Consider the following 25,676-nt stretch of genomic DNA (forward strand, 5'->3'; position numbering starts at 1 on the left):
TCATTGCAATCTAGCCACTGGAAATGCGCAAAGTCTTCCTGAGCTATCAAAGAACTGCTATCTGGCGAGAGCTCAACATTGAGGTTAACTGGCAAATCGAGCGTGATGGTGTCCGCCACCGAAAAATCACTGCACTCATGCTCGGCTGTGAAAATGTAAGTCGTAGTTTGATTGGGGGAGACAAGTAAAGAATCACCATTTCCTAAAAAACTTGGATATACGTTTTGAATGCCCCAGTCAAGATTGAACCAGGAGTAATCAAATTCTTCAGTTTGAATCTGATGTCCTTCATTATCGCAAAGTGCTACTGTGTCTTCGAGAATTAGATTATCTGGAAGGCTTGGAGTGAGAATAGAATCCAGAGCATAGAGGGTTGCCCAATCATCAATAGTAACAAGACTATCTGGCATATTCTCATAGTAAATGAAAGAGTGCAAAAAATGCGATGATCCATCACATGTACCGTAGTTGTTAATCGGGGTATGAACTTCAATTTCACTCTTACTTTCTCCGGGCGGGATGACAATGTTTTCCTCTGACAATAGAGAAAAGTAAAAACCTTGTTCTCCATTCGTGTTGTCGGTGTTAATAAGGTGAACAGTATCGGCCAAATTCAAGGGTGATACCCGAACAACCTCCAGGTAAGCTGTTTGGCAAACGGATATTGGATTAGATTCCGTGATTTCTTCCTCTCCGTTGTGAAAAGAAACAAACTTTTTGTTTGAGTGCAGGCTCTGGTTTCCGAAGAAAATTCCCGTGTCGTAAGAATTGTCGTAGACATCGGCAATGGCAATTTTCATGTGATAAGTTTCACCAGCTTGCAGCCCACCGATGCCTGCAGTTAGCACCGTTGAGTAGCCATCGTACTGCACACTCTCGGGATCATCCGGGTCTGCCGGGTTGGTAATGAAATACTCGCAATTCACACAAGGTCCGTTGTTGTTCTCGCCATTGTTGAGGTTTTCTATTTGCACGTAGTCGTCAGTGCCGGGAATCAGCGCAATGTTTTTTCCACCGTTGCTAAACTGACCGTCAATGCCGGGGCCGCTTACGAAAACTCCAAATGGATCTGAAACGGCAAATCCGCTAGAATCAATGTACTCGTTGTATTCTTCTGATGCGAAAACATAGTCAAACCAAACCGAGTCTCCGGCTGCTACAAAGTCGAACTCCAGTGTGGTGACATCGTTAATCACCAATGACATTTCGGGGTAGATCGTCAAAAGATCTTCTTCATAGAAATTCTCCATTGAAGCCGAGTGAGAGGCTCCGGGCCCGTCATTTGGCCCTTCGGCATTTTCCACTGATCCGTTTGTGATTATGAAGCCGTCTGTGAGCCCGATACCGCAATTCTGACAATCAAAATTTCCCAGCTGTTCTGGCTCTCCATTAAATTCCACGTTGGTTATCATTAATCCTGAATCGAAAAAGCCCTGAACGATTTCTTCTGGTGGTAAGCTTTCGTCTGTTGTGAGCTGACCAAATGAAATTGAAGCTATAAAAACAAGGGATACAATTAGTGAAAATTTCACGATCCGGTTGCGCAGTCTGGAATCTGGCGAGTTGTAGGAAGTAAGCATAGTCAATTGTTTTGTTAAGCAGACCTAAACAGTTGTCATGTCTATTTCACACAAGGTACTAAAAATCAATTTAGAGCAGGTTGCTGATTTGAGCCGTAATCTTGAGATCCCAGTAGGAAAATCGAAATTGACAGTTGACTATGCTAAAGTGATGTTTCTCAGAAAGGCAGATTTACTTCATTCTTTCACTATTCTGAAAGTCTTTATCACCTCGCCATCCGAAATTCGTAAAAAATAGACTCCAGCAGAAAAGCCTGAAAAATTGATCTCTGTGCGAGTTCCTTCCGAGGCCTTACCGCACATTCTTTTTCCCACCAGATTATAAACCGTGACCTGTTGTCCCGCTTTTGTTCCGTCAACTTTCAGATTTTCAGCGACTGGGTTTGGGTAAATTGAAACCTCAGTGTTGTTATTTTCTGTTACAGAGATTTCTGTACAGGCATTTTCAATTTGGGTTCTGCTGCCACAAGGCGCGATGTTCCCGAGAATTTCAGAGGGATTCGATTCCACATCCAGATAACTGCAAATGCTCTGCACGTGGCAGTGCTCAAGCGACTGGTTGTCGGTGATGGTCAATTCTGAAATACTCTGAGGGGCAATATTCTCCAGTCCCCACAAGGTGGTCAGTGAGTCGTTGAGACTAACTAGTAGCTCGCCATCTATGGTTGATATATTCTCAAGCTGTTCAACTGAGGGCAGCATTCGATTATTCAGAATGTAAAGTCCATTTCCTACTGAGGAAATATTATGTAAACCCGTGAGGTCGGTCAGGGCGTTGTTGTTGCTGATCGTTAGCGCACCACCAACTTCGTTGAGTTGTGAAAAAGCGGTGACATCAGTTAGAGAAAGGTTTTGCTGCAAGATAAGTCCTCCTCCGAGGTCGGTGAGGGCTTCCATTCCGTTGCAGTTCAATAGCCCGAAATTACTCTCTATTTCAAGTGTCCCACCAATCTCTGTGAGCGATTCTGGTCCTTCCAAATTTTGAAGCAATGGATTTCCTGAAATGGCCATGCTTCCAAACACCATCTCCAGGTTTTGAAGTGCACCAAGTGTGGTGAGGGATTGATTGGCAATTATCCCAAAGCCGCCATTGACAGTAATTAGTTCGTTGCAGCCGCTAAGGCTCTGAAGTTGGTTGTTATCCTGAATATTGAAGTTTCCACCAATTTCGGTGAGTCCGTCAAGGCCGTTGAGGTTTTGAAGTGCATCGTTGTTAAAAATGACGAGGTTCTCTTCGACATTACTGAGGCTACTCATTCCTTCGAGGCTCGTCAGCATCGAGTGGTGAGTGATGGTGAAATCATTACCAACCGAGGTAATGTTCCCGAGTCCTTCGAGAGTGAGCAATCCATGATTGGCATTGAGCTCCAGAATCCCGGGGATTTCTGTCAGTCCCTCCAGTCCCTGCAGGTCGGTAAGTCCGTTGTTGTTGCGAATCGAGAGCCATTCGCCAATCGATTCTAAACTGGAAAAGGCCTCGAGCGTGGTGATCTCCTGATTGTTTTGGATTTTTAGAGTGCCGTCAATCGAAGTGAGCGAACTCAAGCCGGTCATTGAGGTGAGCTGTGGATTGTTGATGATGGTGACGCTCCCTCCGACCGAAGTGATGTTTGCCAACCCATCGAGGTTTTCTATGTCGGTGTCTCCAAAGAGTAAGCCGATGTACAGATCGCCTTCGATTTCAGTACAGTTGGGGTTTTCTGTTAGAAATGCGTCCACATCAGCTTGCGACTCAAGTTCGATCCCTTCCGGAAAACAAGTTTGTGCGAAAGTTGAAATTGTGAGGATGCAAAAAGCTATGACAAGGGGTAGACTTTTCAGTGATTTCATATCTGTCTTTTTGATTCTAAAGTGCAGACACAAATAAAGGAAAATGGTTCCCTCCCCACCTTATAGATGGGGGTGACATCTGGGGGACAGCAAGGCTAATTACTGCTAAAAAAGGCGCTCTACTTTGGGAGTCGTTGGTCTCGTCCGATCACGAAATATAGCACAGACCCCAGGAAAGGCAGTAGTAGGACAACCAACACCCAAATGATTTTGTTGGATCCCTCAAACTCATTTTGCACTATTTCTATTAAAGCGATGATAGGAAGAATGAAAATACCGAAGGCGATGAGAAGTAGCACGATTTGCCAGGGGCCGATAAAAGCGAGAGTAGTCATGAGTTGAAGAATTAAGGCAGCAATTTAGGGATTTACTTTTTCGAGAAACTGAAAACTCACTTCTCAAGCATTTCCCTCCAGGTAACAATTGCGGGTCTTTCGTTTCCGTCTTCGTCTAGCAAACCTGTGTCCCGCCAGATTTTCGCAAGGTCCTGCGATTCTGAAGGAAGCGTTTCCCAAAGTGCATCAAAATCGCGATGCGCCCACCAAATAACGAACTCGTAGTCTTGCTCCTGTGCATTTAGCAACAGCGTTTCCAGATAATCATTTTGCTCGCACTCATCGCTTTCGATGGATAAGTTGAGGTTTTCCACTACCAGGTTTTCAGCCAGATGGGCTGTTTCCACGAAGGCAATCGGAGAGCTGGTTTGGCTGTGAAGAAAATCAAACGCAGTTTGAAATTCGGCTTCCGAGCTAAGTCCTTTGAAGTATGGATAGAAACTCACAGCCGTAAAGTCGAAGTTGGTGACGTAATCGCTAATCTCGTTGATGTACGTCTGCGGTTCATCAATGTCTGGCGAAAGCCAGTTGTGCAGCGTCATAGACTCAGAGACAGGAAGCCCGGGAAATTGAGTGTTTATTTCCGTTCTGATCTCTGCCATTAAAAGTTTGTAAGACTCCCACTTTTCGGGCGAATTAATCAAGAGTTCATTGGACTCCAGCGACATCACCAGATAGTCAGGGTCTAGTTGATTGATGAGGTAAGTCAGATGTTCTGTGTAGGCTTCAGCGATCTCCGGGTCATTCAGGTTTTCGTATACGGGGATGTTGCCAGAGTAATCTTCGATTAGGTCAGTCCGGCCGTTGTTTAGGATACTTACTGAAAGCAGAAAATCTAAATCAGCTGGCGCATTGTTTACTCGTCCCTGAACATCGTTTACGTAGGCTTCGGGAAGTGAAGTGTCATTTATGAAGGCGTCCCACGGAATGCGGTTGTCGAGGTGTTCATAATAGATGCTTCCGTTATTGCCTAGAAAATCGTAGGTATCTTCTACTCTCTCCTGTGTGGCCTCATATGGCCAGGTGGTGAAACCCATCCCGAAATTGCGGTTTTCGATTTCGTCCAGAGCGGCATTTTCCGGGCAGTCATTTGTAGGAGTGGAATCGGTGGGTTCTTCGGGGTCATCTTTCTTGCATCCTGCGAATGTCAGCAAAATAGCGAGCGAGAGGATTAGGTGGGATTTCATCAGCGTCTATTGAAAAAGGTATTGGGCTAAAAGTAAGAGTTTTGTCACTTACTCTCAACCTCAGACAACTGCCCCAAAATCTTGTAAAGCGTCTTTCTAAACTGCTTGATTTCTTTTTCGTCAATTTCTTCTCCACTGAGCGACTCGATGATTTGCTTCGGAATGCAAACGGCTTCTTCCCGGAGGTCTTTTCCTTTTTCGGTGAGTGAAACCATGACGGTTCGCTCGTCCTCTTTCGATCGTTCGCGAACGAGCAGTCCTTTTTGCTCCATGCGTTTTAGCAGTGGAGTGAGGGTGTTGGACTCTAGGTAGAGTGTTTTGCCAATCGTACTCACCGATTGCACATCCCTTTCCCACAAAACCAACAGCACCAAATACTGTGGATAAGTGATGTCCAGCTTTTCGAGCAACGGAGCATATAGCTTGGTCGTGAGGCGAGACGTGGCATAGAGCGGAAAGCAGAGTTGGTTTTTGAGTGCGAGCAATTCTTGAGAGTGCATGATCAGATCATTTTTTTGATGTGACTTTCGATTTTTTGAGGTTTGGTTGTTGGAGCAAATCGCTTCACCGGCTGACCGTTTCGGTCGATGAGAAATTTAGTAAAATTCCACTTGATTTTGCTGCCGAGGAATCCACCTTGTTCGGATTTCAGGTATTTAAAAATTGGATGAGCATCGCTGCCGTTCACGTCTACTTTCGCAAACATCGGAAAGCTGACTCCGTAGTTTACCTGGCAAAATTCTTCGATGTCGTTTTCATCGCCCGGCTCCTGGCTTCCAAACTGGTTACACGGAAACCCGAGGATGGTGAATCCCCGATCTTTGTATTTGGAATAAAGCTCTTCGAGCCCTTCGTATTGCGGAGTGAGGCCGCACTTGCTGGCGGTGTTTACCACCAAAATGAGGTTTCCTTCGTAATCCTTCATGGACGTTTTGTGGCCTTTCAAATCGTTGGCTTCAAAGTCGTAAAAATTCGTTGCTGACATTCTTTAATTCGTTTTTCGGTTTTTGTTAAAAAGGTACCTGAGAGCTCCGGTAGACCAAAGCGCCCAGAGGATGAGCACCGGCTGGAAGAACAGTCTGATGAGTCGTTTCCGGTCTGTGTCTAAACCAAAAGCATCGACTTCGTTCATGTACTGCGCGATATTTCCAGGGAAGATGAGCACGTAGAAAATGGCGAGCGCAATGCCGACCAATACCTTGTTTTTTCTCCAGACAATCATGGACAGGCCGAGAGCGGCTTCTACAATTCCCGAGGCAATTACGATGAAATCTTTACCAATCGGAATCCAGTTGGGCACCTGCGCCTGAAATTCTTCTCTCTGGAAAGTAAGATGGCCTATGGCTGCCAGAACCATGAACGCTCCCAGTATCACCCGAAAGACATTCTGAACTGTGTTTGTTTTGACGTTCTTCATTTTTATATTTAGCGCGATTAAATCGTTCGCGATACAAATGTAAGGTAAAGCTTTGAACAGAGAATAGTTCAATTGAAAAACTTAGTCATTGCTAGACTTCTTGTTTGGGTTTTGCCGAACCTGGAAAAAGGACAGGATAACGATCTTGTCGGCTTTAATTCTGTAAAGAATTCTCGTTTGAGGTGTTAATTGAAACCCTCTGATTTCCCCTACTTCTATGGCACCTATAGATGGAAAATGCCTAAGCAGTTTAAAAATAGCATCAGACTTGTGAATGAATTCCTGTGCTGTTGAATCTCCCCACTTTTTTCGGATGTATCGAATGATACGATTAAAATCTCTTTCGGCTCTGGGAGTAACGTAAACCTGCATCAGTACTTCTTCTTCAGCTCATCCCAGCTTTTTAGATTACTGTCAACCTCAGATTCGTCAAAAGAAAGATAGATTTCGTCTTTCTGCTTTTCAGTGAGTGTTTGCCAGAATTTTCCGTCCGAATTGGATTCTTTGAGAAAGTCGTAAACAGTGCGCAACAACTGCTCATCATCGATCTCTTCGAGGAGTTTATAAAGGTGAGATTTGAGTTCGGTAGTGCTCATGGGATGTCCTTTCCATCAAAGGTAGCGAATTTTCATTTTTTTACTCTCCCCAAACCGCCAATTCATTCCCGGCCGGGTCAGCAAAATGAAACCTTCTACCTCCGGGGAAAGAGAAAATTTCTTTGGTGATTTTGCCACCAGCATCGCTTACTTTTGATTGAGCTGCCTCCAGGTCTTTGTGGAAGAGAACTACTAGCACACCGTTTACGATTTCGTCTTCGGTTTTCTCAAATCCTCCCTGAACGCCACTTTCTGAAAAGGCGGTGTAAGTGGGGCCGTAGTCGGTAAAAGTCCAGCCAAAAGCGTTCGAGTAAAATGCTTTCACCCTCTCGAGATCGGGCGCTTTAAATTCTATGTAGTCGATATGGTTAGAAGTCTGGGGCATTTGTTGTTGATTAAATTCCTAATCTGGAAAGTTAAGAATTCTCAATACTCAAACTCATAATCTTTCACCACGCGCCAGCCCAGGAGGCCATCGGCAAAAGTGTAGGTGATTATTTTGGCTTCTTTCATCGATTCGAAATCGAAGAAAAGCCTGATTCCTTCGTACTCCTCGTACTTGTTTTGCTGCAGGTGAATGAAGGCGACTTTTTCCAATCGCGCACTGCTCCCCCGGTGGTTCCCATACCACTCTGTGCGGTGCCTGAAAGAATACGTTTCCTCAAAAGCGCCCGTGGCGAAAACAAAATTGACAACCAGAATGAAGCTGACCAGACTCGGAGCAAGGGCTATTCTGAATTGCTGTTTGCGGTATTTTGAAGCGAATTTCCGAGAAAGGAGGAAGCACGCAACAAACGAGATTCCCAACAGAGCCACAAGTTGATAAACCGGAATCAGTGTGTTGAAACCGATCTTCAGAATGACGATGAAGTTGACTGCAACTGCTGCAGTGAGAAAAAACGATTTGGAATTCACGATCCTCGTGAGTGCGGGCACAAACTCCCTAAAGTTGAGTTTGGGAATGGTTTGCACTACTATTCGCGCCCAAACGGGAACAGTCACAAAAACGATGAGGCCGGCCATGATGAGTCCGAATTTACCATCGTAAGAATAGCCGATAATCGGAACTCCAATAAAGATGAAGAGGACAAACAGAGTGGCAAGGTAATCGACAAGTGTAGCGAGTGCCGAAGTTGTTTTGTAATAATCGGTTTTTAGAAAAGCTTCGTACTCCATTCGAGCGTGTTCTCTCGCTCGTTCACGAGTGCGCTCACGCTCTTTATTCTTCCAGTCCTCATAGGTCTTTGCTCTCGATCGCGGTCTTCGGTAAGTGTGCTTCTTTGAGCTGTAAGCTTTCCCTGCCTTGAGGTTCTGAAAGTAGTCGTAAGCTTCATTGAGAAGAATGAACTGCTCTTTCGCGTCCGGAGCATCATTTACATCAGGGTGCAGCTGTTTCGCCTTTTTCCTGAAAGCTTTTTTGATCTCAGCCAGAGTTGCGTTCTTACCAACGCCTAATATTTCAAAATACTTGTTGACCATCTACGCTTTCAATAATACTAAAATGGGATCGCTTTTAATCTCTGAGAGCTTCCCGTCAAGTCCAAATAATTATTGGATCACTTATATTTTCTAATCTGGGACGGCAAATTCTGCAAGTGCTGCCCATGCCTATTTCAACTACTTTTACAAGAAAATGATGAGCACTGGAAAGTTTGTTTTGGCTATTCACGGAGGTGTGGGAACCATCTTGAAAGAGAATATGATTGCCGCCAAAGAAACGGCTTATCGAAAGACACTCGGTGAAGCACTGGATGCTGGTGAGAAGATTCTCAAAAAAGGTGGAAAGGCGATTGACGCAGTAGAAGCTGCAATAATTGTTCTGGAAGATTCACCACTGTTCAATGCCGGCCGTGGATCGGTTTTCACTCACGAAGGTAAAAATGAAATGGACGCTTCCATAATGGATGGGAAAACGCTGAATGCGGGAGCCGTTTCTGGAGTAACCAAAATTAAAAACCCTATTTCTGCAGCTCACAGAATCATGGAAAACTCACCCCATATCATGTTGGCGGGAGAAGGCGCAGAAAAATTTGCCAGCACACAAAACCTTCAACTGATGGATCCGTCCTACTTTTATGATGAGGAGCGCTATCAGCAATTGAAAATAGCTCAGCAGCATGATCAGGTTGTGTTGGATCACAGCGGTGAAAACGAAAGTCTGAAAGGGAACTTTGAAAATGGTGGGAAGAAACTGGGAACAGTAGGTGCAGTGGCGCTGGACATCCATGGTGATCTGGCAGCAGCAACTTCCACAGGTGGAATGACCAACAAACAATTTGGCCGAATTGGTGATTCCCCGATCATTGGTGCTGGCACGTATGCCAACAATAAAACCTGTGCGGTTTCAGGAACGGGTCATGGAGAATATTTTATTCGAAACGTTGTCGCCTACGACATCTCTGCATTAATGCAATATAAAGGGCTTTCTCTAAAAGAGGCCACAGAATTTGTCATCCTCGACAAGCTGAAAAATCAACAAGGCGAAGGCGGAGTTGTTGCTGTCGACAGCGAAGGAAATTGCACGCTGACCTTCAATACTGAAGGCATGTATCGTGGAGTAGTGACTAGCGATAAACCTCAGCTGGTAGAGATTTACAGTTAAAAACTACCGATCAGATCAGGTGTCTTTCAGAAAGAATGTAGTTGTGTCCTTTCGATAGGATGTGCACTGTAAGATTTTCGATAGAAATAGGTTCGTTGTCCTCAATCTCCGCAATGTTGGTGTATGTGATATGATTTCCTTCCACAATAGTTACGAGTCCCGAGCCAATTGCTTCCATGTGTTCACCTCCAGTGATCAGCAAGCCGGTATCCTCACCCAGCCCAATTCCCACCACAGCGGGATTGTTGGCAACGGCCTGGCAAAGTCTTCCAAACCTGCCGCGTTTAATAAAATGGCTGTCGAAGGTGACATCATCAATAAATCCAAAACCGCGCGATTGCTTCACTTCTCCTTTGAGCAAAGCTTCGGTGCTACTGCCACCATAGATCATGGCAGAAGACATGGCCATGGCTCCGGCACTTGTGCCCGCAACCACAAAATTCTCGTTTTGGTACCTCTCCAGCATTAACCTCAATATTGCAGTACCACCAAAAATTGTGGTCAATCGCAACTGGTTTCCTCCGGTGAACAACACTCCCTCGGCATTCTCGATTCTTTTCTTGAATTCCTTGTTAGAAGTGTCTTCGCGTTCTTTTATGTGGATCACTCCAACATTGTCGTTTTGAAGTCTTGCAAAAGCATCCAGATAATGTTGCCCTGTTTCTTCTGGAATCATCGAAGCGGTAGTAATGACTTCAATCCTGTTGGTTTTCCCGGGAAGTGCTCCGATCATTCGCTTTAAGATGCCTACTTCCAGAAACTTTGAGCTGAGATCTTCAGAATTATCCAACTCTTCGACTGTTCCTTTGTCGACCGCTCCGCCAATGGCGATCAAAATACCTTTTGGTTTTCTCATGATTGTTGTTGAAGTAAGCGTCAATCTGCTAACTTTGATGATACGCTATCCCTAAAGCAAAGTTAGCAATTGCCAGGTCCAAATTTCCCCGGCTAACTTATTCTTTTCTGAGGCCATCTAACCCAAATTTCAGAAATGTTTTAAACCAATTTCTGAGCAAAGACTAACGAATGAAAATAGCAGAAATCAAGATACTAAGAGGTCCAAACTATTGGTCCAACAGGCGACACAAACTAATTGTGATGAAACTCGACCTGGAAGAAATGGAGGTCCGTCCTTCAGATAAAATCGAAGGATTCTCCGATAGGATCGAAAAGTTGATTCCATCCTTATACGAGCATCACTGTTCGGAAGGTCACGAAGGTGGATTTTTCGAGCGAGTGAAATCTGGAACCTGGATGGGGCATATCATTGAACATGTGGCACTCGAGATTCAAACCCTTGCGGGAATGGACTGCGGTTTTGGAAGAACACGGGGAACGGGAGAGGATGGTGTGTACAATGTCGTTTTCAATTATACTCAGGAGAAGGCCGGTGTATATGCTGCCAAAGCAGCAGTGAGGATTGTCGAAGCATTAATTGCCGCAGAATCCTATCAAATAGATACAGACATTTACGAATTGAAACGACTGCGGGAAGAATACAAACTGGGGCCGAGCACACAGTCTATTGTTGACGAGGCTACCAAAAGAGGAATTCCATTTATGCGTCTCAATGACGCTTCACTTGTGCAGCTGGGGTATGGCGTTCATCAAAAACGAATCATGGCAACCATGTCTAGTCAAACTAGTGGAATTGGTGTGGATCTGGCCGGTGACAAGGAAGATACTAAGTTTCTACTCCAACGTGCCGGAGTTCCCGTTCCAGGTGGCGGAATTTGCACTGATGAGGAAGGACTCCTGAATGAACTGAGTTATGTCGGTTATCCGTGTGTCATTAAGCCTGTTGACGGCAATCACGGCAAAGGTGCAACAACAAATATCAAGGACGAAGCTGGAGCGATAAGAGCTTTCAAGCTGGCCCAAAATTACTCTGAGCGTATCATTGTAGAGCGCAGGATCAAAGGTCATGATTTCCGGCTCCTGGTGATCAACCATCAATTGGTAGCCGCTGCCAAAAGAACTCCTGCACATGTGGTCGGGGACGGGAAGTCGACTCTTAAGCAACTTATTGACGCTGTGAATGCAGATCCGCGCAGAGGCTTTGGGCATGAAAATATGCTCACTGAAATTACCGTGGACAAGATGACCCGACACATACTGACGACAAAGAAGCTCACGCTCAAATCAATTTTGCCCGATGGCAAAAGGCTGTATCTGAAAACTACGGCAAACCTAAGTACGGGAGGCACAGCCACAGACGTAACCGATTCGGTGCATCCTTACAACAAATTTATGGCAGAGCGCATTTCGCGCATCATCGGCCTGGATATCTGTGGGATTGACATCATGGCTTCGAACCTTAAAACTTCGGTTGTTGACAATGGCGGTGCAGTGCTGGAAGTGAATGCAGCTCCAGGCTTTAGAATGCACCTCGACCCCACTGAGGGCTTGCCCAGGAACGTTGCCGAGCCAGTGATAGATATGCTCTATCCTCCCGGCCAAAAAGCTACAATACCCATTGTGGCAATTACCGGAACCAACGGGAAAACCACTACAACGCGACTGACGGCACACATCATGAAAAGTGTAGGTTATAAAGTTGGATATACAACTTCGGACGGAATTTATGTACAAAACAGCACTCTGGAAACGGGTGACTGTACCGGTCCCAAAAGTGCGCGATTCATTCTAAGCGACCCCACCGTGAATTTCGCAGTGCTGGAAACGGCCAGAGGTGGGATACTGCGGGAAGGACTGGGTTTCAACAAGTGCGACATCGGTATCGTCACCAATATTACTTCCGACCATCTTGGCATGAAAGGCATTCATTCGCTGGAAGGATTGGCGAGGGTGAAATCTGTTGTAGTTGAAAATGTAACTCCCGAAGGCTACTCAATCTTGAATGCAGATGACGACATGGTTTACAGCATGCGGGAAGATATCGAATCTAAAATTGCACTTTTCAGCCTTTACGAAAACAATGAGCGAATTATCGAACATTGCGCAGCTGGTGGCATTGCAGCTGTATACGAAAATGGCTACATCACCATCAACAAAGGCGGCTGGAAAATTCGTATAGAGAAAGTCGTGAATATTCCACTCACCTTTTCCGGAAGAGCGGTTTTCATGATTCAGAACGTCCTACCGGCCACGCTAGCTGCATTTCTACGTAATGTCCAGTTAGAAGACATTCGTCTGGCTTTGCAAACTTTTACTCCTTCTCCAGCACAGACACCCGGCCGAATGAATCTGTTTCAATTCAAGGAGTTTGAATTAATGCTCGACTACGCTCATAATCCTTCCGGCATGGAGGCTTTGGGCGAGTTTCTGAAGAAAACAAAAGGGTTTCCAAAGGTTGGTGTGATTGCCGGGACAGGAGATCGGAGGGATGAGGACATTGTCGAATTGGGAGAAGTTAGCGCTGCCATCTTCGATGAAATAATTATCAGACAAGACGCAGAATTGAGAGGAAGGACTGCCGAAGTCATTCGCGAATTGCTGATGAAAGGCATCCAAAAGGTCGACCCAAACAAACCAGTGAGCTACGTTCCAGATGAAAAAGCGGCCATCACTAAATCGATTGAGGAGGCCAAATCAGGATCTTTTATCACTGTAATCAGTGACTCTATTTCGGAATCGATCAAATACATCAGACAGTTGAAAGAAAATGAAGACGACCTAAAAATCCCACTTCAGTCGGTTTGAAATTGATCTTTACAGGTCAATTCTACAGGAAGAATGATTGAATTCGATTATTTCCGCCAGGCCTCAGCCTAAAAAATCAACTGAAACAGCAACTGGCCGGTCAGTGTGTTATCTTCCATTCGCTCGTTGTCGAGGGTGGTGACTGCAGCCTGAATCTTCAGTGCATTTTCCTTAAAATACTTTGAGAAGCCTACTGTCATGGCAGTAGTTTCTGCTGCTACAGACATTTCATTATCTCCAAACTCTGGGGTTAGGGCGCTGTAACGCAAGTCTAGTGCGTAGCCCGATTTGGTCACGTAGCCAAGCTGGGCGTTGTAGGCTGTTCCGAGAGTTAGGTACTGGCTGATTTGGGTTGGTCGCAGAAACTCCGTTGCTGTTGGGTCCACAAAAGAACCGTCAAGTGAAGTTGCTGTGGCAATGGCGTACTCTCCCAGAACGGAGAATCCTTTGTATTTCGCCAGGATATCGAAGTAGAGCTGGCGGTAATCGGGAAGTTGCACCTCTCCCGCGGCATCGTAAAGAAAGTAGTCGCCATGTCCTTCCCCCACAGTGTTGCTCGCGCCATCGTTGTAGCTGGCTGCTGCACCAAGCAAGACTTTTGGAGATTCTTCGTGCATCAGATCTGCTACCTGGCCTTCGTTTCCTTTGGTAAACATTCCGAGCGGAAAGAGGTCGATGCGAGCACCGTATTTCAATCCTCCGAGGTCAACGTCTCTCGAATCGGCTCCAAAAGAGTTTCTGCCATCACCCGAGGTGACAGAGATATGAGGGATCACTGCGAAGTTTTCATCTCCAAAAGTGTTGTCTATGAAAAGTCCGAGCTCACGGCCGGTGTTGCTGAGCGAAGTGCTTAGCAAGCTCCTGTCGGGAAAAGTCAAATGATCTTCCATGTGGAGCATTTCGCGGTTGTTGGAAATGTTTTGCATTTGACCGACAGTGACATTAAACTCACCAAATGGGTTGTACTTAATCCACGCATCAAGCAACGGCTCTGGCTGAGTGAAATCCACCTGAAAGAAAAAACTCACTTTCTCTTCCACCGCTTCACCACCAAAATTGAGGTAGGTCCTTTTGGAGTTGAAAAAGTAGTCAGGGTCTTCATCACCCACTTGCTCGAAAGCGTAGTAGGGCTGCATCATCCCACTCAACTTGAATTTGTAAGCTCCATCGTTGAGGTCGAAATTAACTCCGCTACCCAGCTCAAACGATGTTTCGTTTTCTGAGTTTTCCTGTGCTTTGGCAAAAAGTGACGCCAGCAGGATTGCGGCCGATAAAAGGATTATTCTTTTCATTTTGATTTAAAACTTTTCGTTTAGGAGATAGCGATAGACCGGAAGCTCGGCACCTTGTTCTGTATGCAACACATCGAAACTCACAAAGCTGTTTGGAGCCTCGGGCTCCAGCACTTCAATGGCAAGGTTAGCTCGAGGCTGATCCATTCGCAACACATAGGTTCCAACAGGGAATTCTTTTTGCACCTTGCTCGTTTTTGCGGCTGTCATCTGGCGGTTTTGACCTTCGTACTTTTCCGCCACCTGATGATACTCGGTAATCTTATATTTCTCGACATCGATCGTTTTTGATACCGAAAGTGAATCCAGTGTGATTCCGAGAACTTTAAGCTTTTTCACCAGCTCTTCATTGCCCGGTAGAATCAGGTAGGCCGTTGGTCGTTGCCTGCTCATTTCTGCTTTTGAGTGCCAGGCTTCGCGAAGCTTTACCTTTAATTCGATTTTTTCTTCGGTTTCAATGTCGATGAGGGTCATGGTTTGTTCTGATATCCTGCTTTTGGTCTTCATCACAGCTTCGCCTTTGTCGCGAGCCGAAAGAGCCAGGACTTCTTTTACTTCTTCGGCATTTTGATAAGCAGTTTTCAAGTAGGACTTACCCACCAAAAAGGTGGAGTAAACTCTTCGCTTGAAAGATGTTTTACCCAGGGCAACTCCCCGCACTTCCACCAATGTGGAAATGGTGTTTGCCAGAGCATAGGAAGTCGCACTGGAGCGGGCATTCAGCGATCCTTGCTTGAAATGTATATCGCCCAAAACAGTAGAAGCCGAAAAGTAGGCGTGATGGCTGAGGTCGTTCAGGTCTAGAATGACCTCGGCATCTGCCACAAACCGGTCACGTGTGTAGTTCCTCAATCTTTCCGGCACGTTGAGGTTCGAAGAATATAGGAACATCACATCGTAGGGATTGGTAACTCCAAAAGTGCTGAGCTTCGTGAAATCTCTTCTGTAGGCGCGATACTCGTGAAAGTCAAGTCCAACGTGAGCGTTGAAGTCGCTAAAAGCCTGCTTGAGAAAAACACTTTCCTGTGCTATGAGCTTGGTCTGATCACGGTTGAGGTCTAATCCATTTGCCGCATACCGATTGTTCTTCAGATAGCCATCGATGTTGGCCATCGGCACAATTTTGATCTCCAACTTATCGAGGAGGTAGGAAAGCTCCGGGTCGTTGAGCAACTGATCGATCAGAAAAAGAACGCCTTCGGTACTGGCAGGCTCGTTGCCGTGCAGTCCTCCCTGGATCCAAACCCGCAGTTTGTCATCGCCTCCGTCCCGGTTGAGATGCACCATCGGGATCTTCTTGCCTTTTTGGCTTTCACCGATAAATGAAATGGACATTTCATCGGAGTGCTTTTCAGCGCGCTCGTTGAGATAAGCCATCATGCCTTCGTAGTCGGTAAACTTTCTCTTCTTCTCAAATCCCGGTGTGTTAATTTCCACATCGGGGTCTGGAAAGAACTTCTCAGTAATTCCTTTGGGCTGTGGGTTTGGTTGAGTAAATCCCAACAAACTGAAGCAGAAAGCAAATATTATAATTATGAGTTGTCGCATATTCGATTTAAAATGATAGTGTGACGATGAGTCGACCGATCCACTCGTTTCCTTCCATCGGGTTGCTATTGATGTCGTTTGATCCGGGATCGGCTTCCACATAGGTCATAGAAGCCTGCACCTTGTATCCATAGCTTCTAGAAAAATATTTGGTAACACCGAGGGTGTAGTAGTTGGGTCGGTTGTAAAAAGTTCCGTTGTTCATAAAGGAGAACTCATCGCTGTCGAGGTGACAATAGCGGGCATCAATCGAAAAAAGATTTTTAAAAATGTAGCCTGCCTGAATGTTGTAGCCACGGCCTATCATCATCCTGTTTTTGACGTAATTCTCCACATTTTGCTCTCCGTCCACCTCAAAAGTATTGGAGGTAGAGCCATCGTTTCGCACTCGTGTTGTGATGTCATCGGGGACCGTTGCTGAAGAGCCAACGAATTCACCTAAAACCGAGAACCCTCGGTACTTAAACATGAAGTCAAATCCATATTTGGTGTAATCGGGTAGTGAAACTTCACCTTCTTCATCCAGGTAGAGGATTTCTCCGCTGCCACGTCCTCTTCGGCTACTCATGCCCATGTTGAGGCTATAGTTAACACCGACTACGAGTTTTGGAGCGAGTTCTCGCACAATGTCACCCTGCCGGTACTGGCCGTAGTTTGTGAAAAGCCCGAAAGGCAGGAAATCCACACGACCACCGATTTTTAGTCCACCGTAGTCTGCCGTGAAAACGTTTCCTCCATCGCCATTGGTAATGGCGAGTGCGGGTTTCAGGTACGTTCCACGTCCAGTGCGAAATCGCCCATCTATAAAAACTCCAAACTCTCGAATACTGGCGAAGTTTGAAGTCACTCTGCTTCGTTCGGGTAGTTGCAAAGTTTGCGATCCCATCATCAATTCGCGGTTGTCGGTTGGGGTCACTTTTTGACCAAACGTGATTTCGAGATCGTCTGTAATGTTGTAGGCAATCCAGGCGTCAAAGAGCAACTGGCTGGTTTGGTCACCGGCCTCGGAGCTACCGCTAAAATCGGCCTGAAAGCGATACTCAATTTTTTGTTTTGCCGCGCTTCCGGAAAGTCTGAGTCGAAGTCTGCGCATTCTAAACCGCTGAAGAGGTTCGTCAATGTCGGCATCGGTGTAGCTTTTAAACTCGTAGTAAGGCTGCATGTAGCCTCTGAAGTTGAGCTCGTAGCCGTTTGTAGAGCTGAAGGTCATTCCCTCACCAAAAGTGTAGGAGTGGACATTTTGCTCCTGGGCAAAAAGCGCAGTGGGCAAAAACAGCATCCAGCTAATCCAAAATATTTTGTTCTTCTTCATTGGAATTGAATTATTCAAACCTGCCTTTTAAAATCACTTTTTGATCATCCATGGCCTTTTTGCCCTTGGCGAAAACTTCAGTGAGGTTGAGATCGTCATCGAAAAAACAAAGGTCAGCGTCAAGTCCTTTTGCAATGCGACCCTTGTTGGAAAGTCCCAGGTTGGCAGCAGGGTTGGAGGTCACTACTTTGAAAGCTTCTGAAATGTCGAGATTGCCGTGTTTGACGAGGGCAACAGCTTGTTCCAGGTTGAGGTGAATGGGTGCTTTTCGCGATCCGATTACGTTTCCATCGCTGTCTTTTTTATCGAGTCCCGCATTCCCATCGCTGCTGTAGGTCATCTTATCGATCGAGACTCCTTTTTCAATGGCGTAAAGCACAGACTTGTAGGGGTCTGTGTACTTGGTTCCGCCAGTCGTGATGTCAATCATGCCACCGAGCTTTGCGAATTCAATCGCTTCTTCAAAAAGTGGCTTTGTCCGTCCAACGTGAGTTGGAGAAATGTGCTCTATCGGAAACTCGTGGTCTTTTACAATCCTAAACAGACAGTCCATTTTCGATTCCAGAGCACCAAGATGCAAATGAAGAATTCCTTTCTTATTCCCGATCATTCCACCTACGCGCACCTGACGCAAAATTCTTAAGAGTTCGAGATCTGTTGGGTAGGACGAGCGTACATCAGCGATGGCGATTTTGCATCCGAGAATTTTTTCAATGAAAATCATTTCGTCCTGCACCGTATCGGTAATTCTAACCGGGTCGAGGCCATAGTAGCCAGTGTACATGTAAGCCGACATTCCATCGCTCTCGAGTCCCATCACCTTTGCGTAAAGACTTTTAATGCTTTTAGTAGCGCCATCAGTACCGAGCAATCCCACTACTGTTGTGGTTCCGCAGGCCATCAAATCGGAAATCATCACTTCGGGAGTGATCGAAGAAAATCCGCGTTTTCCGCCAGCTCCAATAATGTGCTGGTGCTGGTCGATCAGTCCGGGAGTCACGACTTTTCCTTCGGCATCCCACACTTCGTCAAAACTGCTGTGCGATTCAATTTTATCTTCTACTGACAATATTTTTCCACCGCCAAGAAGCAGATCCTTCTTGCCCAATTTTTCGGGAGCATAAACGGTGGCATTTTTAATAAGTATCATATTAGATGTAGTGATATAATAACATGACCACCAGGGCTGAGCCTAGCGGAATGATGTTTCGTTTTACAATTTGAAGCGTGCTCACTTCTGCAATTTCTGCTGTGGCGATCAACACTCCGGCAACGGGAGAAACGGTTCTACCCATCGATGCTGCCAGGTTCATTGGGAGAATGATGGATGTGCTTTTTACGCCTAGCTTCACGGCCATATCTGGCACGAGTGGAGCAAAAGCGAAAAACGAAGCGTTGCCACTTCCCATCAACATCGAAGCGAGAAAAATCATGACAGTCATGACCACTCCAACTCCGATTGCCGCCAGACCCATGTGCTGAGCCACGTAGACCAATCCATCGATAAACTGAAGGGAGATTAAGCCTTTAGCGAAAATGTCGGCCGCGATGATGAGTGTCACCACGGTTTTAAAAATATTACCCATTCCGTTCCAGAAGACTTTTAACGACTGAAACACTTCTTTGAAATTCCTCTTTCTGATCAATTCAAAAATGATGGCCACAAACAAGCTGATGAACATCGCTGTAGACGTGTCCAGCAGGATAGGAGTTTCGAAAAGTTGAAACAGACTCGAGAAAGCAATCAAAAGAATCAGCGGCAAAATTGGGATCAGCGCATAAATCAGCGGTGCTTTCACACTACCTTTCTTGGAAACATCCACAGGCTTTTGATCCTCGGTTTTGTCGAAGTGGCGATTGACAAAGTAAAATGCAACAGCCACTACTATCGATAGTGGGATCACAAGCGGAATTTGGTGCTGAACGAAATAACTCACAGGAGCTTCGCCAGCAATGGTAACCGCGCTGGCGGTGATGGCCGAGGCTGGTCCTATCCCAAAAGCCGTACAAGCAGTGATCACCGAAACTGCGGATAGATTGCTGACGCCAATGTTTCTCAAAATCGGATAAACAGAAGCCATGAGCAAAAGTCCCAATCCAGCTGCAGATGGAATGCAAACAAAAAGCACCTGTCCGATTGGGATTACAGCTGAGGCCGATAAGTGCGGGTATTTTTTGAGAAGCGATAATGGTTTTATGGCCAAATGCACAAGAGCCCCCGAAGCACCGATATGATCGATGTAGGCTACAAATCCGCCAATGGCCATGATCATCAATCCCACTCCTGCGTTGGTTTCGCTAAAAGATTCTTTGATGTATCGAAACAGGTCTAGCCCAGTAGAACCAGTCGATTTCATCAGCGAAGGGAGTTGAAGATCCATTGCCCATGCCACAATTAGCATCAGTAATCCGGCTATTAAAAGCACGGCATGCGGATACCATTTTTTGAGCAGTAGAGTAGCGACAATGACAATGAAGCCAAGGGCAATAATGGGAGCAATAAAACTCATACTAATTCTTTCCAGCTTTGGTTTTTAAAAGGGAGAGCCGTCAGTTCTTGTTCCAGGTGAAAATAGTATACCATTGACAGTGTTGTGCTGCACGAAGTCACCGGTAAGGTCGGGATTTCGCGTGTAAGATTCGTTCGGATTGTTTGAAAGAGGCTCAATGTCGAACGTGAGAATAGTTTCTCCATCAGCATTTTTGATGGTCAATCGATCTCCGGCATTGTTGAGATTCAATTCTCCAAAGTCCGTTGTCTGAACAGTGGCGTTTCCAAATGTACCTGTGGGTGTTCCTCCTCCAAAAATTACCAGTGCCTGTCCAGGCTGAATAATTGTATTGGGAGCTACCGTGTGGTTTGGAGTATTGATCGCCAGGTTTTCGTCATCGAAAATCTCATACCCGCTCATGTCCAGCGGTTGGGTAGATAGATTAAACAGCTCAATAAACTCATCTTCATTTTGAGCGTAAGTTCCATCACCGTTTGCATCTCCATCCAGACCTTCGTTAGACGGGTCGTAGAGAATTTCATTCAGTATCAACTGCGACTGAAGTGATACATCGTCATCTTCAATAACGATGGCCAGGCTTTCGGTGGGTTCGAATTGTGCATTACTAGCGTTAGAAATGCTCACTGTAATGCTCTCATTTCCTTCTTCCAAAGTGTCCTGCACTGCAGTTATGGTGATGCTTTTCTGCTTTTCTCCAGCGTTGAAAGTCACCACATCAGCACTGATGCTGTAATCCTCTCCAAGTCCTGAAGCGGATCCCGCAAAGGCGAGATCCACCAGGATTTGATCATCAGATTCATCACTAAGTGATAGTGAAACTTCGACTGTACCACCATTTTCGCTGATGGTGGTAGTCGATGCCGAAAGGCTCACCTCCGGTCCGCCCAGAGAGCTGTCGACATCATCAGTTTCACAAGCTGTAAACATTCCGCTGATGAGCGCAATTAGGATCAATCTGTTAATTTTCATTGAATCAATTTGAAGTTTCTAAATAGAACTTGCCGATTGGTTTGATTAAAGCTTGATAAATCGAGAAGTGCTGACATTTCCATTTGAAAACGCCTTGAGCAAATAAACTCCTTCTTGCAACTTCGAAACATCTACTTTTTCTCCTGCAACGGGTGCTTCCAAAACTGTTTTTCCTCTCAGGTTGATAACCTGAATAAAATTGACATTTTCTGAAGCCTTAACGGTAATGAAGTTCTGAGCAGGGTTAGGGTAAACCGAAAGTTCAACCTGAGCATTTTCTTCGATTCCAATGCTTTGGTTGGTAACAGTGATTTCCGCGGATCCTGTTATACCTGAATCATCATTAGCCGTGGCAGTAACTTCCACTGTTCCGTCTTCCATGGCTGTGAGTAAACCAGAATCAGAGATGCTGGCCACGTTCTCACCTGAGGTAACAGACCAGGTTACCGATTGATCATCGGCAAAGTCTGGCATCACCATCGCTTCCATCTGAAGTGTTCCTCCCTGGGTGTCGATGCTGGTTGCTCCGCCTTCACCTTGAACAGTAATACTTTCCACAACAAAAGCTGTGTTGAAAGGCGTTCCATCGATCATTGTCCCTGGAGAAAAGAGGATTGGCGTGTTGTCACCATGCTGCTCAAAATCTCCTGTGATATCAGGATTTCGCGTGTAAGATTCGTTGGGGTTATTCGACAGAGCGTCAGAGTCAAAGGTCAAAATTTCGTTTCCTTCATTATCGCGAATCACGATTACTTCACCGGAGTTGTTGAAGTTTAAACCATCTGCGTTTTCTGTTGTGAGCAATACTGCGCCACCGAAATCTCCGGTAAGTGTTCCACCACCAAATACAACGAGAGCACCACCTGGGGGAATCCACGTTTCATCTGGAATGACATACTTTGGTTCACCTTCAGCAAGGTCATCCCAAATTTCGTAGCCACTGGCGTTGAAATTTGTTGTTCCCGTGTTTATAAACTCAATAAAAGTATCCTCTTCCTGGTCGTAAGCTCCGTCTCCGTTGGCATCGCCATCGAGAGCTTCGTTCGAAGGATCGTAGAGTACTTCATTGATCACGAGCTGTCCGAAAGAAGCACTAGCGATAAAGACTAATGCGAATAGTAAGTATAATTTTTTCATCATCTGGGTTTTTAGAGATTCATAAAATGTGCTCTGCCAGCGACAGAGATCTGTAATTTTCAACCAATGACCTCGTTTTAATCCTATCTTTAGCATACCAATTATCTCTTTTTAATAATACCAGTATGGAATCGGTACTCGATAGAATTTCCCGAAAGTTTACGCAGAAGACAAAGCGCCACAAGTCTCAAAACAAGTCAGTAAGCCTCTATCAGCGACTCTACAACGTGCTTAAAGATTCGATTATCAACAACGAATTGCCTTCTGACATTGAGCTTCCTTCCACAAGAGTGGTATCAAAAGAGTTGGAGATTTCCAGAACCACAGTTATTCGCGCCTATGAACTTTTGAGACTGGAAGGGTACATCGATTCCAGACAGGGTGCTGGCCATTTTGTGAAACAAATACAGCTGAATGACCACGGTCAGCACAAAAAACTGGACTTACCTTCAAAAAATTACCCGCCTATATCTGAAACAGGAAAGTCTTTTTTGAAGAATGTGTCACTGATAAACAGTACAGACGATAAGAGCATTGCTTTTAGACCGGGATTGCCGCCATTGGATATTTTCCCGGTGAACCAGTGGAAAAATCTGTCGAATTTTTACTGGCGCTACATCAAGTCTTCGGCACTCTCTTATTCTCCGTCCACGGGAATAGATCAGTTGAAGAAAAATATTGCCAATTACCTGAACCTGAGTCGAAACATTAAATGTGAGCCAAGGCAGATTCTCATCACTTCAGGATCCTTACAGTCGCTCTATCTGGTAGGGAATGTTGTGCTGAATCCTGGGGATAAAATGGCTATCGAGAACCCTACTTTCCCAAACGTCAATTCTATTTTTAGAAGTCTTAGAGCAGAGATCGAAACGGTTGATCTCGATGGAGAAGGACTGAAAGTGGAACAGCTCAATGAGAAACGTTTTAAGAATACGAGGCTTCTGCACTGCACGCCCTCCTGCCATTATCCAACAGGTGAGCGGATGAGTTTGCAGAGAAGAAAAGATCTACTGCAATGGGCTTCCGAGAACGAGGCTTTCATCATTGAAAATGACTATGAGCACGAGCTGCACAACTTCGATAACCACACGCCTTCACTTTTTGGGCTTAACAAGGATGATCGAGTGATTTATCTCAGCACGTTCAACCGCTTGCTGCATCCGTCTATCCGAATGGGTTACATGGTAGTGCCACTATACTTGCTGAATGCGGTAGAAGCTTTACTCAAGCACTCGCATCGATTTGTGCCTCCCTCAATTCAAGTGGTTCTAAATCAGTTTATCGAGAAGCACTACTTGCACCGCCACGTCAAAGAAGTAATTGAAGTTGCAGAAGAAAGAGAGACGCTGTTTACTAAAACTTTTGAAGATTCTTTCGAAAGCAACGTGCGGTTAGTGAAGAATGGAATGCACAGCTTGCACCTTCATGCTCAGGTTGACGATCGAATCAATGATCAAGCGGTGGTAGAGCTTTTCGCCAAACACAACATTGTAACACACTCCCTGAGCAAGTGCTACAGTGGTGAAGTGAAAAAGCAAGGGTTTATTATGGGCTATTCATCCGTTAGGCCACCAATCATCAAAAAGAAAGTGGAGCAAATGGCAAAGCTCTATCAACAACACTTCGTGTAGTTGAACTGGTATGAATAAAATATGATTCGTGGACTGATTTTCTGAAATGGCACTCAGTATTTTTGGTGTTCAATTTTCAAATTATGCACAAGTTTTTAATTGTGTTTGTGGCTCTGGCTCTGGTTTCTGTAGGGTGTGATAAAAGTGAGAGCATCGAAACTGGTTCAGGAATTCAAATTCGTGGAACGGGAACCTTCACCTTCGACCAGTTTTCACCATTGGCCAACAAACCGGTACAGGTTTTCTATCACATTCCACAGGATGCTACTGAGGATACACCAATTCTGATGGTTTTTCACGGTGCAGGAAGAGATGCTCAGGGCGGTCGGGATGCACTCATCTCTGCAGCCGATCAGCGAAACTTTATTGTTGTAGCGCCTGAATTTTCTGACGAGTTCTATCCAGGCGGGGACTCTTACAATCTTGGAAATATCTTTGTTGATGGCGATAACCCAACTCCTCAAACCCTGAATCCAGAGGAAGAGTGGACTTTTTCTGTGGTAGATCCGATTTTTGAATACGTAAAATCCATTACTGGAAGCACTCAGCCGAGCTACGATGTTTTCGGCCATTCGGCTGGGGGCCAGTTTGTGCATCGCCTGGTGATTTTCAAACCGAATGCGAAGTTCAACCGGGTAGTTGCTGCTGCTTCCGGGTGGTATACCATGCCAGATGACGAAGTAATTTTTCCGTATGGTCTGGAAGAAAGCCCGCGAGAGAATCTCGATTTGAGCAACCTGTATTCTACCTCAATTACAGTGATGATTGGAAGTGCCGACAACGATCCGAATGCACCGGGATTGCGCCACAATATTTACGCAGATGCCCAGGGAGACGATCGTCTGGAGCGCGCTCAATATTTCTACAACGAGAACCTTGCCACAGCACAGTCTCTCAACATTTCCTGGAACTGGAATTATCAGTTACTGCCCAATGTGGGGCACGATTTTGAGGCGACTTCGAGTGCTGCTGTCGTGGGGCTCTATTGACCAACTGTAGCTATCTCAAACCTCTTCCACTCCCCGCTTTCAAATTGCCAAACTCCAGCACCGTGTGTTCCAAGTAATAGATTTCCTTCTCTGTCTTTATAGATGCAATACAGAAGGACTTCGGTTCCTGCATTCATGATTTTGTACTGCTTAAGGTTTTGCCCATCATAGCGCCACACTCCTTGCGCGTAGGTGACCATCCACAAATCGCCCGTCTCGTTATCGGTGACTGCAGACATGAAGTAAGGGAATTCCATTAGTGGACCACCTGTCGATTGGTCCAGGCCATCTAGCTTTTCGTATGAAAATTGGCCATCAGAGATTTTCACGTTGTAGCGATTGAGCGTGTTGCTCAGCCAGAAATTTCCATCCTTGTCTTCGATGATGGAGCGCACTCCCGGCACACGACCATCTTCGAGTGTTGTGAGCTCTCGTTCGGCAATCCAGTGGATGGAGTCACCATCAAAACAAAAAACACCAGCGGAGAGAGTTCCGAACCAAATGTTGCCCGCCTTGTCTGTGTAGGTGCTGTAGAGTCCATAAGGGCTGTAGCGTGGCTTTCCGAAGTCCATGCCATAAGCTTTTTCCAAGTCTTTTTCCGGTAATTGAAGCTCGTACAAGCGATCGCCATCATACCTGTAAACAGCGTTTCTATCGCCACTTTCTCTAAACCACAAATCACCTTTTTCTAGCTTCCACTCATTGTCTTCCAGGTCAAATGGTCTGAGCCACTCGAATTTTTTTCCATCAAATTTGCTGACTCCTCTGGGAGTGTCGAAGTACAAGGTGCCCTCGTCATCTTCCTGGATGTCGCGAATTTGGTCTCCTATCAAACCGTCTTCCCTGGTGTAGTGAGTGAGGTTCTTTCCATCGTAGTGATAAAGTCCATTGCTGCCAAACCAGTAGTCGCCATTTTGGTCCTGGTGGATGCTGAGTATGGTTTCACCTGGAGCGATGATTTGTTGGACAGATCCTTCAGGCGAAGAGCTGTCATCTTCTTGAGCCCTGCTGTTGCAAGAGCCAGTGGTCAGGATTCCAAAAATGAGGATCGGCCAGATTGCTTTCATTGTTTGTC

24 protein-coding genes are annotated in these 25,676 nt (G+C 45.6%); 4 read left to right on the forward strand and 20 right to left on the reverse strand.

The features are described from left to right. From ABHV44_RS07340 to ABHV44_RS07390, 11 genes are all read right to left on the reverse strand, one after another. Positions 1-1,580 (reverse strand): choice-of-anchor L domain-containing protein (locus ABHV44_RS07340; protein WP_459074023.1); only part of this gene is annotated, 1,580 nt, incomplete at its 3' end. Between the two features lie 177 nt (positions 1,581-1,757). Next, positions 1,758-3,410: a T9SS type A sorting domain-containing protein gene (locus tag ABHV44_RS07345; protein WP_459074024.1), complete on the reverse strand. Its 1,653-nt coding sequence runs from the start codon at positions 3,408-3,410 to the stop codon at positions 1,758-1,760. Positions 3,411-3,529: 119 nt separating this feature from the next. After that, a complete protein-coding gene (locus ABHV44_RS07350; RefSeq protein WP_459074025.1) occupies positions 3,530-3,745 on the reverse strand; it encodes a PLDc N-terminal domain-containing protein in 216 nt (71 codons plus the stop codon). Positions 3,746-3,801: 56 nt separating this feature from the next. Continuing rightward, positions 3,802-4,932, reverse strand: coding sequence for a hypothetical protein (locus ABHV44_RS07355; protein WP_459074026.1), 1,131 nt, complete (start codon positions 4,930-4,932; stop codon positions 3,802-3,804). Between the two features lie 44 nt (positions 4,933-4,976). Continuing rightward, complete coding sequence (locus ABHV44_RS07360) at positions 4,977-5,432, reverse strand: MarR family winged helix-turn-helix transcriptional regulator (protein ID WP_459074027.1); 456 nt, start codon at positions 5,430-5,432, stop codon at positions 4,977-4,979. Between the two features lie 2 nt (positions 5,433-5,434). Further along, positions 5,435-5,917, reverse strand: a complete 483-nt coding sequence (locus ABHV44_RS07365) for a glutathione peroxidase (RefSeq protein ID WP_459074028.1) — start codon at positions 5,915-5,917, stop codon at positions 5,435-5,437. 3 nt (positions 5,918-5,920) lie between these two features. After that, positions 5,921-6,349, reverse strand: coding sequence for a DoxX family protein (locus tag ABHV44_RS07370; protein WP_459074029.1), 429 nt, complete (start codon positions 6,347-6,349; stop codon positions 5,921-5,923). Positions 6,350-6,430: 81 nt separating this feature from the next. Further along, complete coding sequence (locus ABHV44_RS07375) at positions 6,431-6,721, reverse strand: type II toxin-antitoxin system RelE/ParE family toxin (RefSeq protein ID WP_459074030.1); 291 nt, start codon at positions 6,719-6,721, stop codon at positions 6,431-6,433. Further along, entirely contained in the window at positions 6,721-6,945 is a 225-nt protein-coding gene (locus ABHV44_RS07380; protein WP_459074031.1) for a hypothetical protein, read from the reverse strand. The genes ABHV44_RS07375 and ABHV44_RS07380 overlap by 1 nt, the downstream gene beginning before the upstream one ends. Before the next feature lie 40 nt (positions 6,946-6,985). Beyond that, on the reverse strand, positions 6,986-7,330 hold the full coding sequence (locus ABHV44_RS07385) for a VOC family protein (protein ID WP_459074032.1): 345 nt from the start codon (positions 7,328-7,330) through the stop codon (positions 6,986-6,988). A 41-nt stretch (positions 7,331-7,371) separates the two neighbouring features. Then, entirely contained in the window at positions 7,372-8,424 is a 1,053-nt protein-coding gene (locus ABHV44_RS07390) for a J domain-containing protein (RefSeq protein WP_459074033.1), read from the reverse strand. A 154-nt stretch (positions 8,425-8,578) separates the two neighbouring features. Between ABHV44_RS07390 and ABHV44_RS07395 the strand changes: the two genes are divergently transcribed. Continuing rightward, positions 8,579-9,547 carry an isoaspartyl peptidase/L-asparaginase family protein gene (locus ABHV44_RS07395; RefSeq protein WP_459074034.1) on the forward strand — a complete coding sequence of 323 codons (969 nt, stop codon included), beginning with the start codon at positions 8,579-8,581 and terminating at the stop codon, positions 9,545-9,547. 10 nt (positions 9,548-9,557) lie between these two features. On the opposite strand, the gene ABHV44_RS07400 is transcribed toward ABHV44_RS07395, so the two are convergent. Beyond that, positions 9,558-10,403 (reverse strand): cyanophycinase, encoded by an 846-nt coding sequence (locus tag ABHV44_RS07400; protein WP_459074035.1) that lies wholly within the window; start codon positions 10,401-10,403, stop codon positions 9,558-9,560. 170 nt (positions 10,404-10,573) lie between these two features. On the opposite strand from ABHV44_RS07400, the gene cphA reads away from it, so the two are divergent. Then, positions 10,574-13,210, forward strand: coding sequence for a cyanophycin synthetase (gene cphA, locus ABHV44_RS07405; RefSeq protein ID WP_459074036.1), 2,637 nt, complete (start codon positions 10,574-10,576; stop codon positions 13,208-13,210). Between the two features lie 68 nt (positions 13,211-13,278). Here the strand turns inward: cphA and ABHV44_RS07410 are convergent, their stop codons facing one another. Genes ABHV44_RS07410 through ABHV44_RS07440 form a run of 7 tightly spaced genes read right to left on the reverse strand, consistent with a single transcriptional unit; the run spans position 13,279 to position 21,984 of the window. After that, complete coding sequence (locus ABHV44_RS07410; RefSeq protein WP_459074037.1) at positions 13,279-14,502, reverse strand: hypothetical protein; 1,224 nt, start codon at positions 14,500-14,502, stop codon at positions 13,279-13,281. Positions 14,503-14,508: 6 nt separating this feature from the next. Then, positions 14,509-16,050, reverse strand: coding sequence for a M14 family metallopeptidase (locus ABHV44_RS07415; RefSeq protein ID WP_459074038.1), 1,542 nt, complete (start codon positions 16,048-16,050; stop codon positions 14,509-14,511). 7 nt (positions 16,051-16,057) lie between these two features. Continuing rightward, positions 16,058-17,362, reverse strand: coding sequence for a porin (locus tag ABHV44_RS07420; RefSeq protein WP_459074039.1), 1,305 nt, complete (start codon positions 17,360-17,362; stop codon positions 16,058-16,060). Between the two features lie 10 nt (positions 17,363-17,372). Then, a complete protein-coding gene (gene iadA, locus ABHV44_RS07425) occupies positions 17,373-18,512 on the reverse strand; it encodes a beta-aspartyl-peptidase (protein WP_459074040.1) in 1,140 nt (379 codons plus the stop codon). Between the two features lies 1 nt (position 18,513). Next, positions 18,514-19,872: a C4-dicarboxylate transporter DcuC gene (gene dcuC, locus ABHV44_RS07430; RefSeq protein ID WP_459074041.1), complete on the reverse strand. Its 1,359-nt coding sequence runs from the start codon at positions 19,870-19,872 to the stop codon at positions 18,514-18,516. A gap of 24 nt (positions 19,873-19,896) precedes the next feature. Further along, positions 19,897-20,844: a lamin tail domain-containing protein gene (locus ABHV44_RS07435; RefSeq protein ID WP_459074042.1), complete on the reverse strand. Its 948-nt coding sequence runs from the start codon at positions 20,842-20,844 to the stop codon at positions 19,897-19,899. Positions 20,845-20,889: 45 nt separating this feature from the next. Further along, positions 20,890-21,984, reverse strand: coding sequence for a lamin tail domain-containing protein (locus ABHV44_RS07440; protein WP_459074043.1), 1,095 nt, complete (start codon positions 21,982-21,984; stop codon positions 20,890-20,892). A gap of 122 nt (positions 21,985-22,106) precedes the next feature. On the opposite strand from ABHV44_RS07440, the gene pdxR reads away from it, so the two are divergent. After that, positions 22,107-23,612 (forward strand): MocR-like pyridoxine biosynthesis transcription factor PdxR, encoded by a 1,506-nt coding sequence (gene pdxR, locus ABHV44_RS07445; RefSeq protein WP_459074044.1) that lies wholly within the window; start codon positions 22,107-22,109, stop codon positions 23,610-23,612. Between the two features lie 83 nt (positions 23,613-23,695). Next, positions 23,696-24,601 (forward strand): alpha/beta hydrolase family protein, encoded by a 906-nt coding sequence (locus ABHV44_RS07450; RefSeq protein ID WP_459074045.1) that lies wholly within the window; start codon positions 23,696-23,698, stop codon positions 24,599-24,601. Here the strand turns inward: ABHV44_RS07450 and ABHV44_RS07455 are convergent. Beyond that, positions 24,595-25,668: a ligand-binding sensor domain-containing protein gene (locus ABHV44_RS07455; RefSeq protein WP_459074046.1), complete on the reverse strand. Its 1,074-nt coding sequence runs from the start codon at positions 25,666-25,668 to the stop codon at positions 24,595-24,597. The two genes, ABHV44_RS07450 and ABHV44_RS07455, sit on opposite strands and share 7 nt — an antisense overlap. Between the last annotated feature and the right edge of the window lie 8 nt (positions 25,669-25,676).

It is taken from the genome of Halocola ammonii (assembly GCF_049334165.1).
Lineage (GTDB): Bacteria > Bacteroidota > Bacteroidia > Flavobacteriales_D > Sanyastnellaceae > JBEGHD01.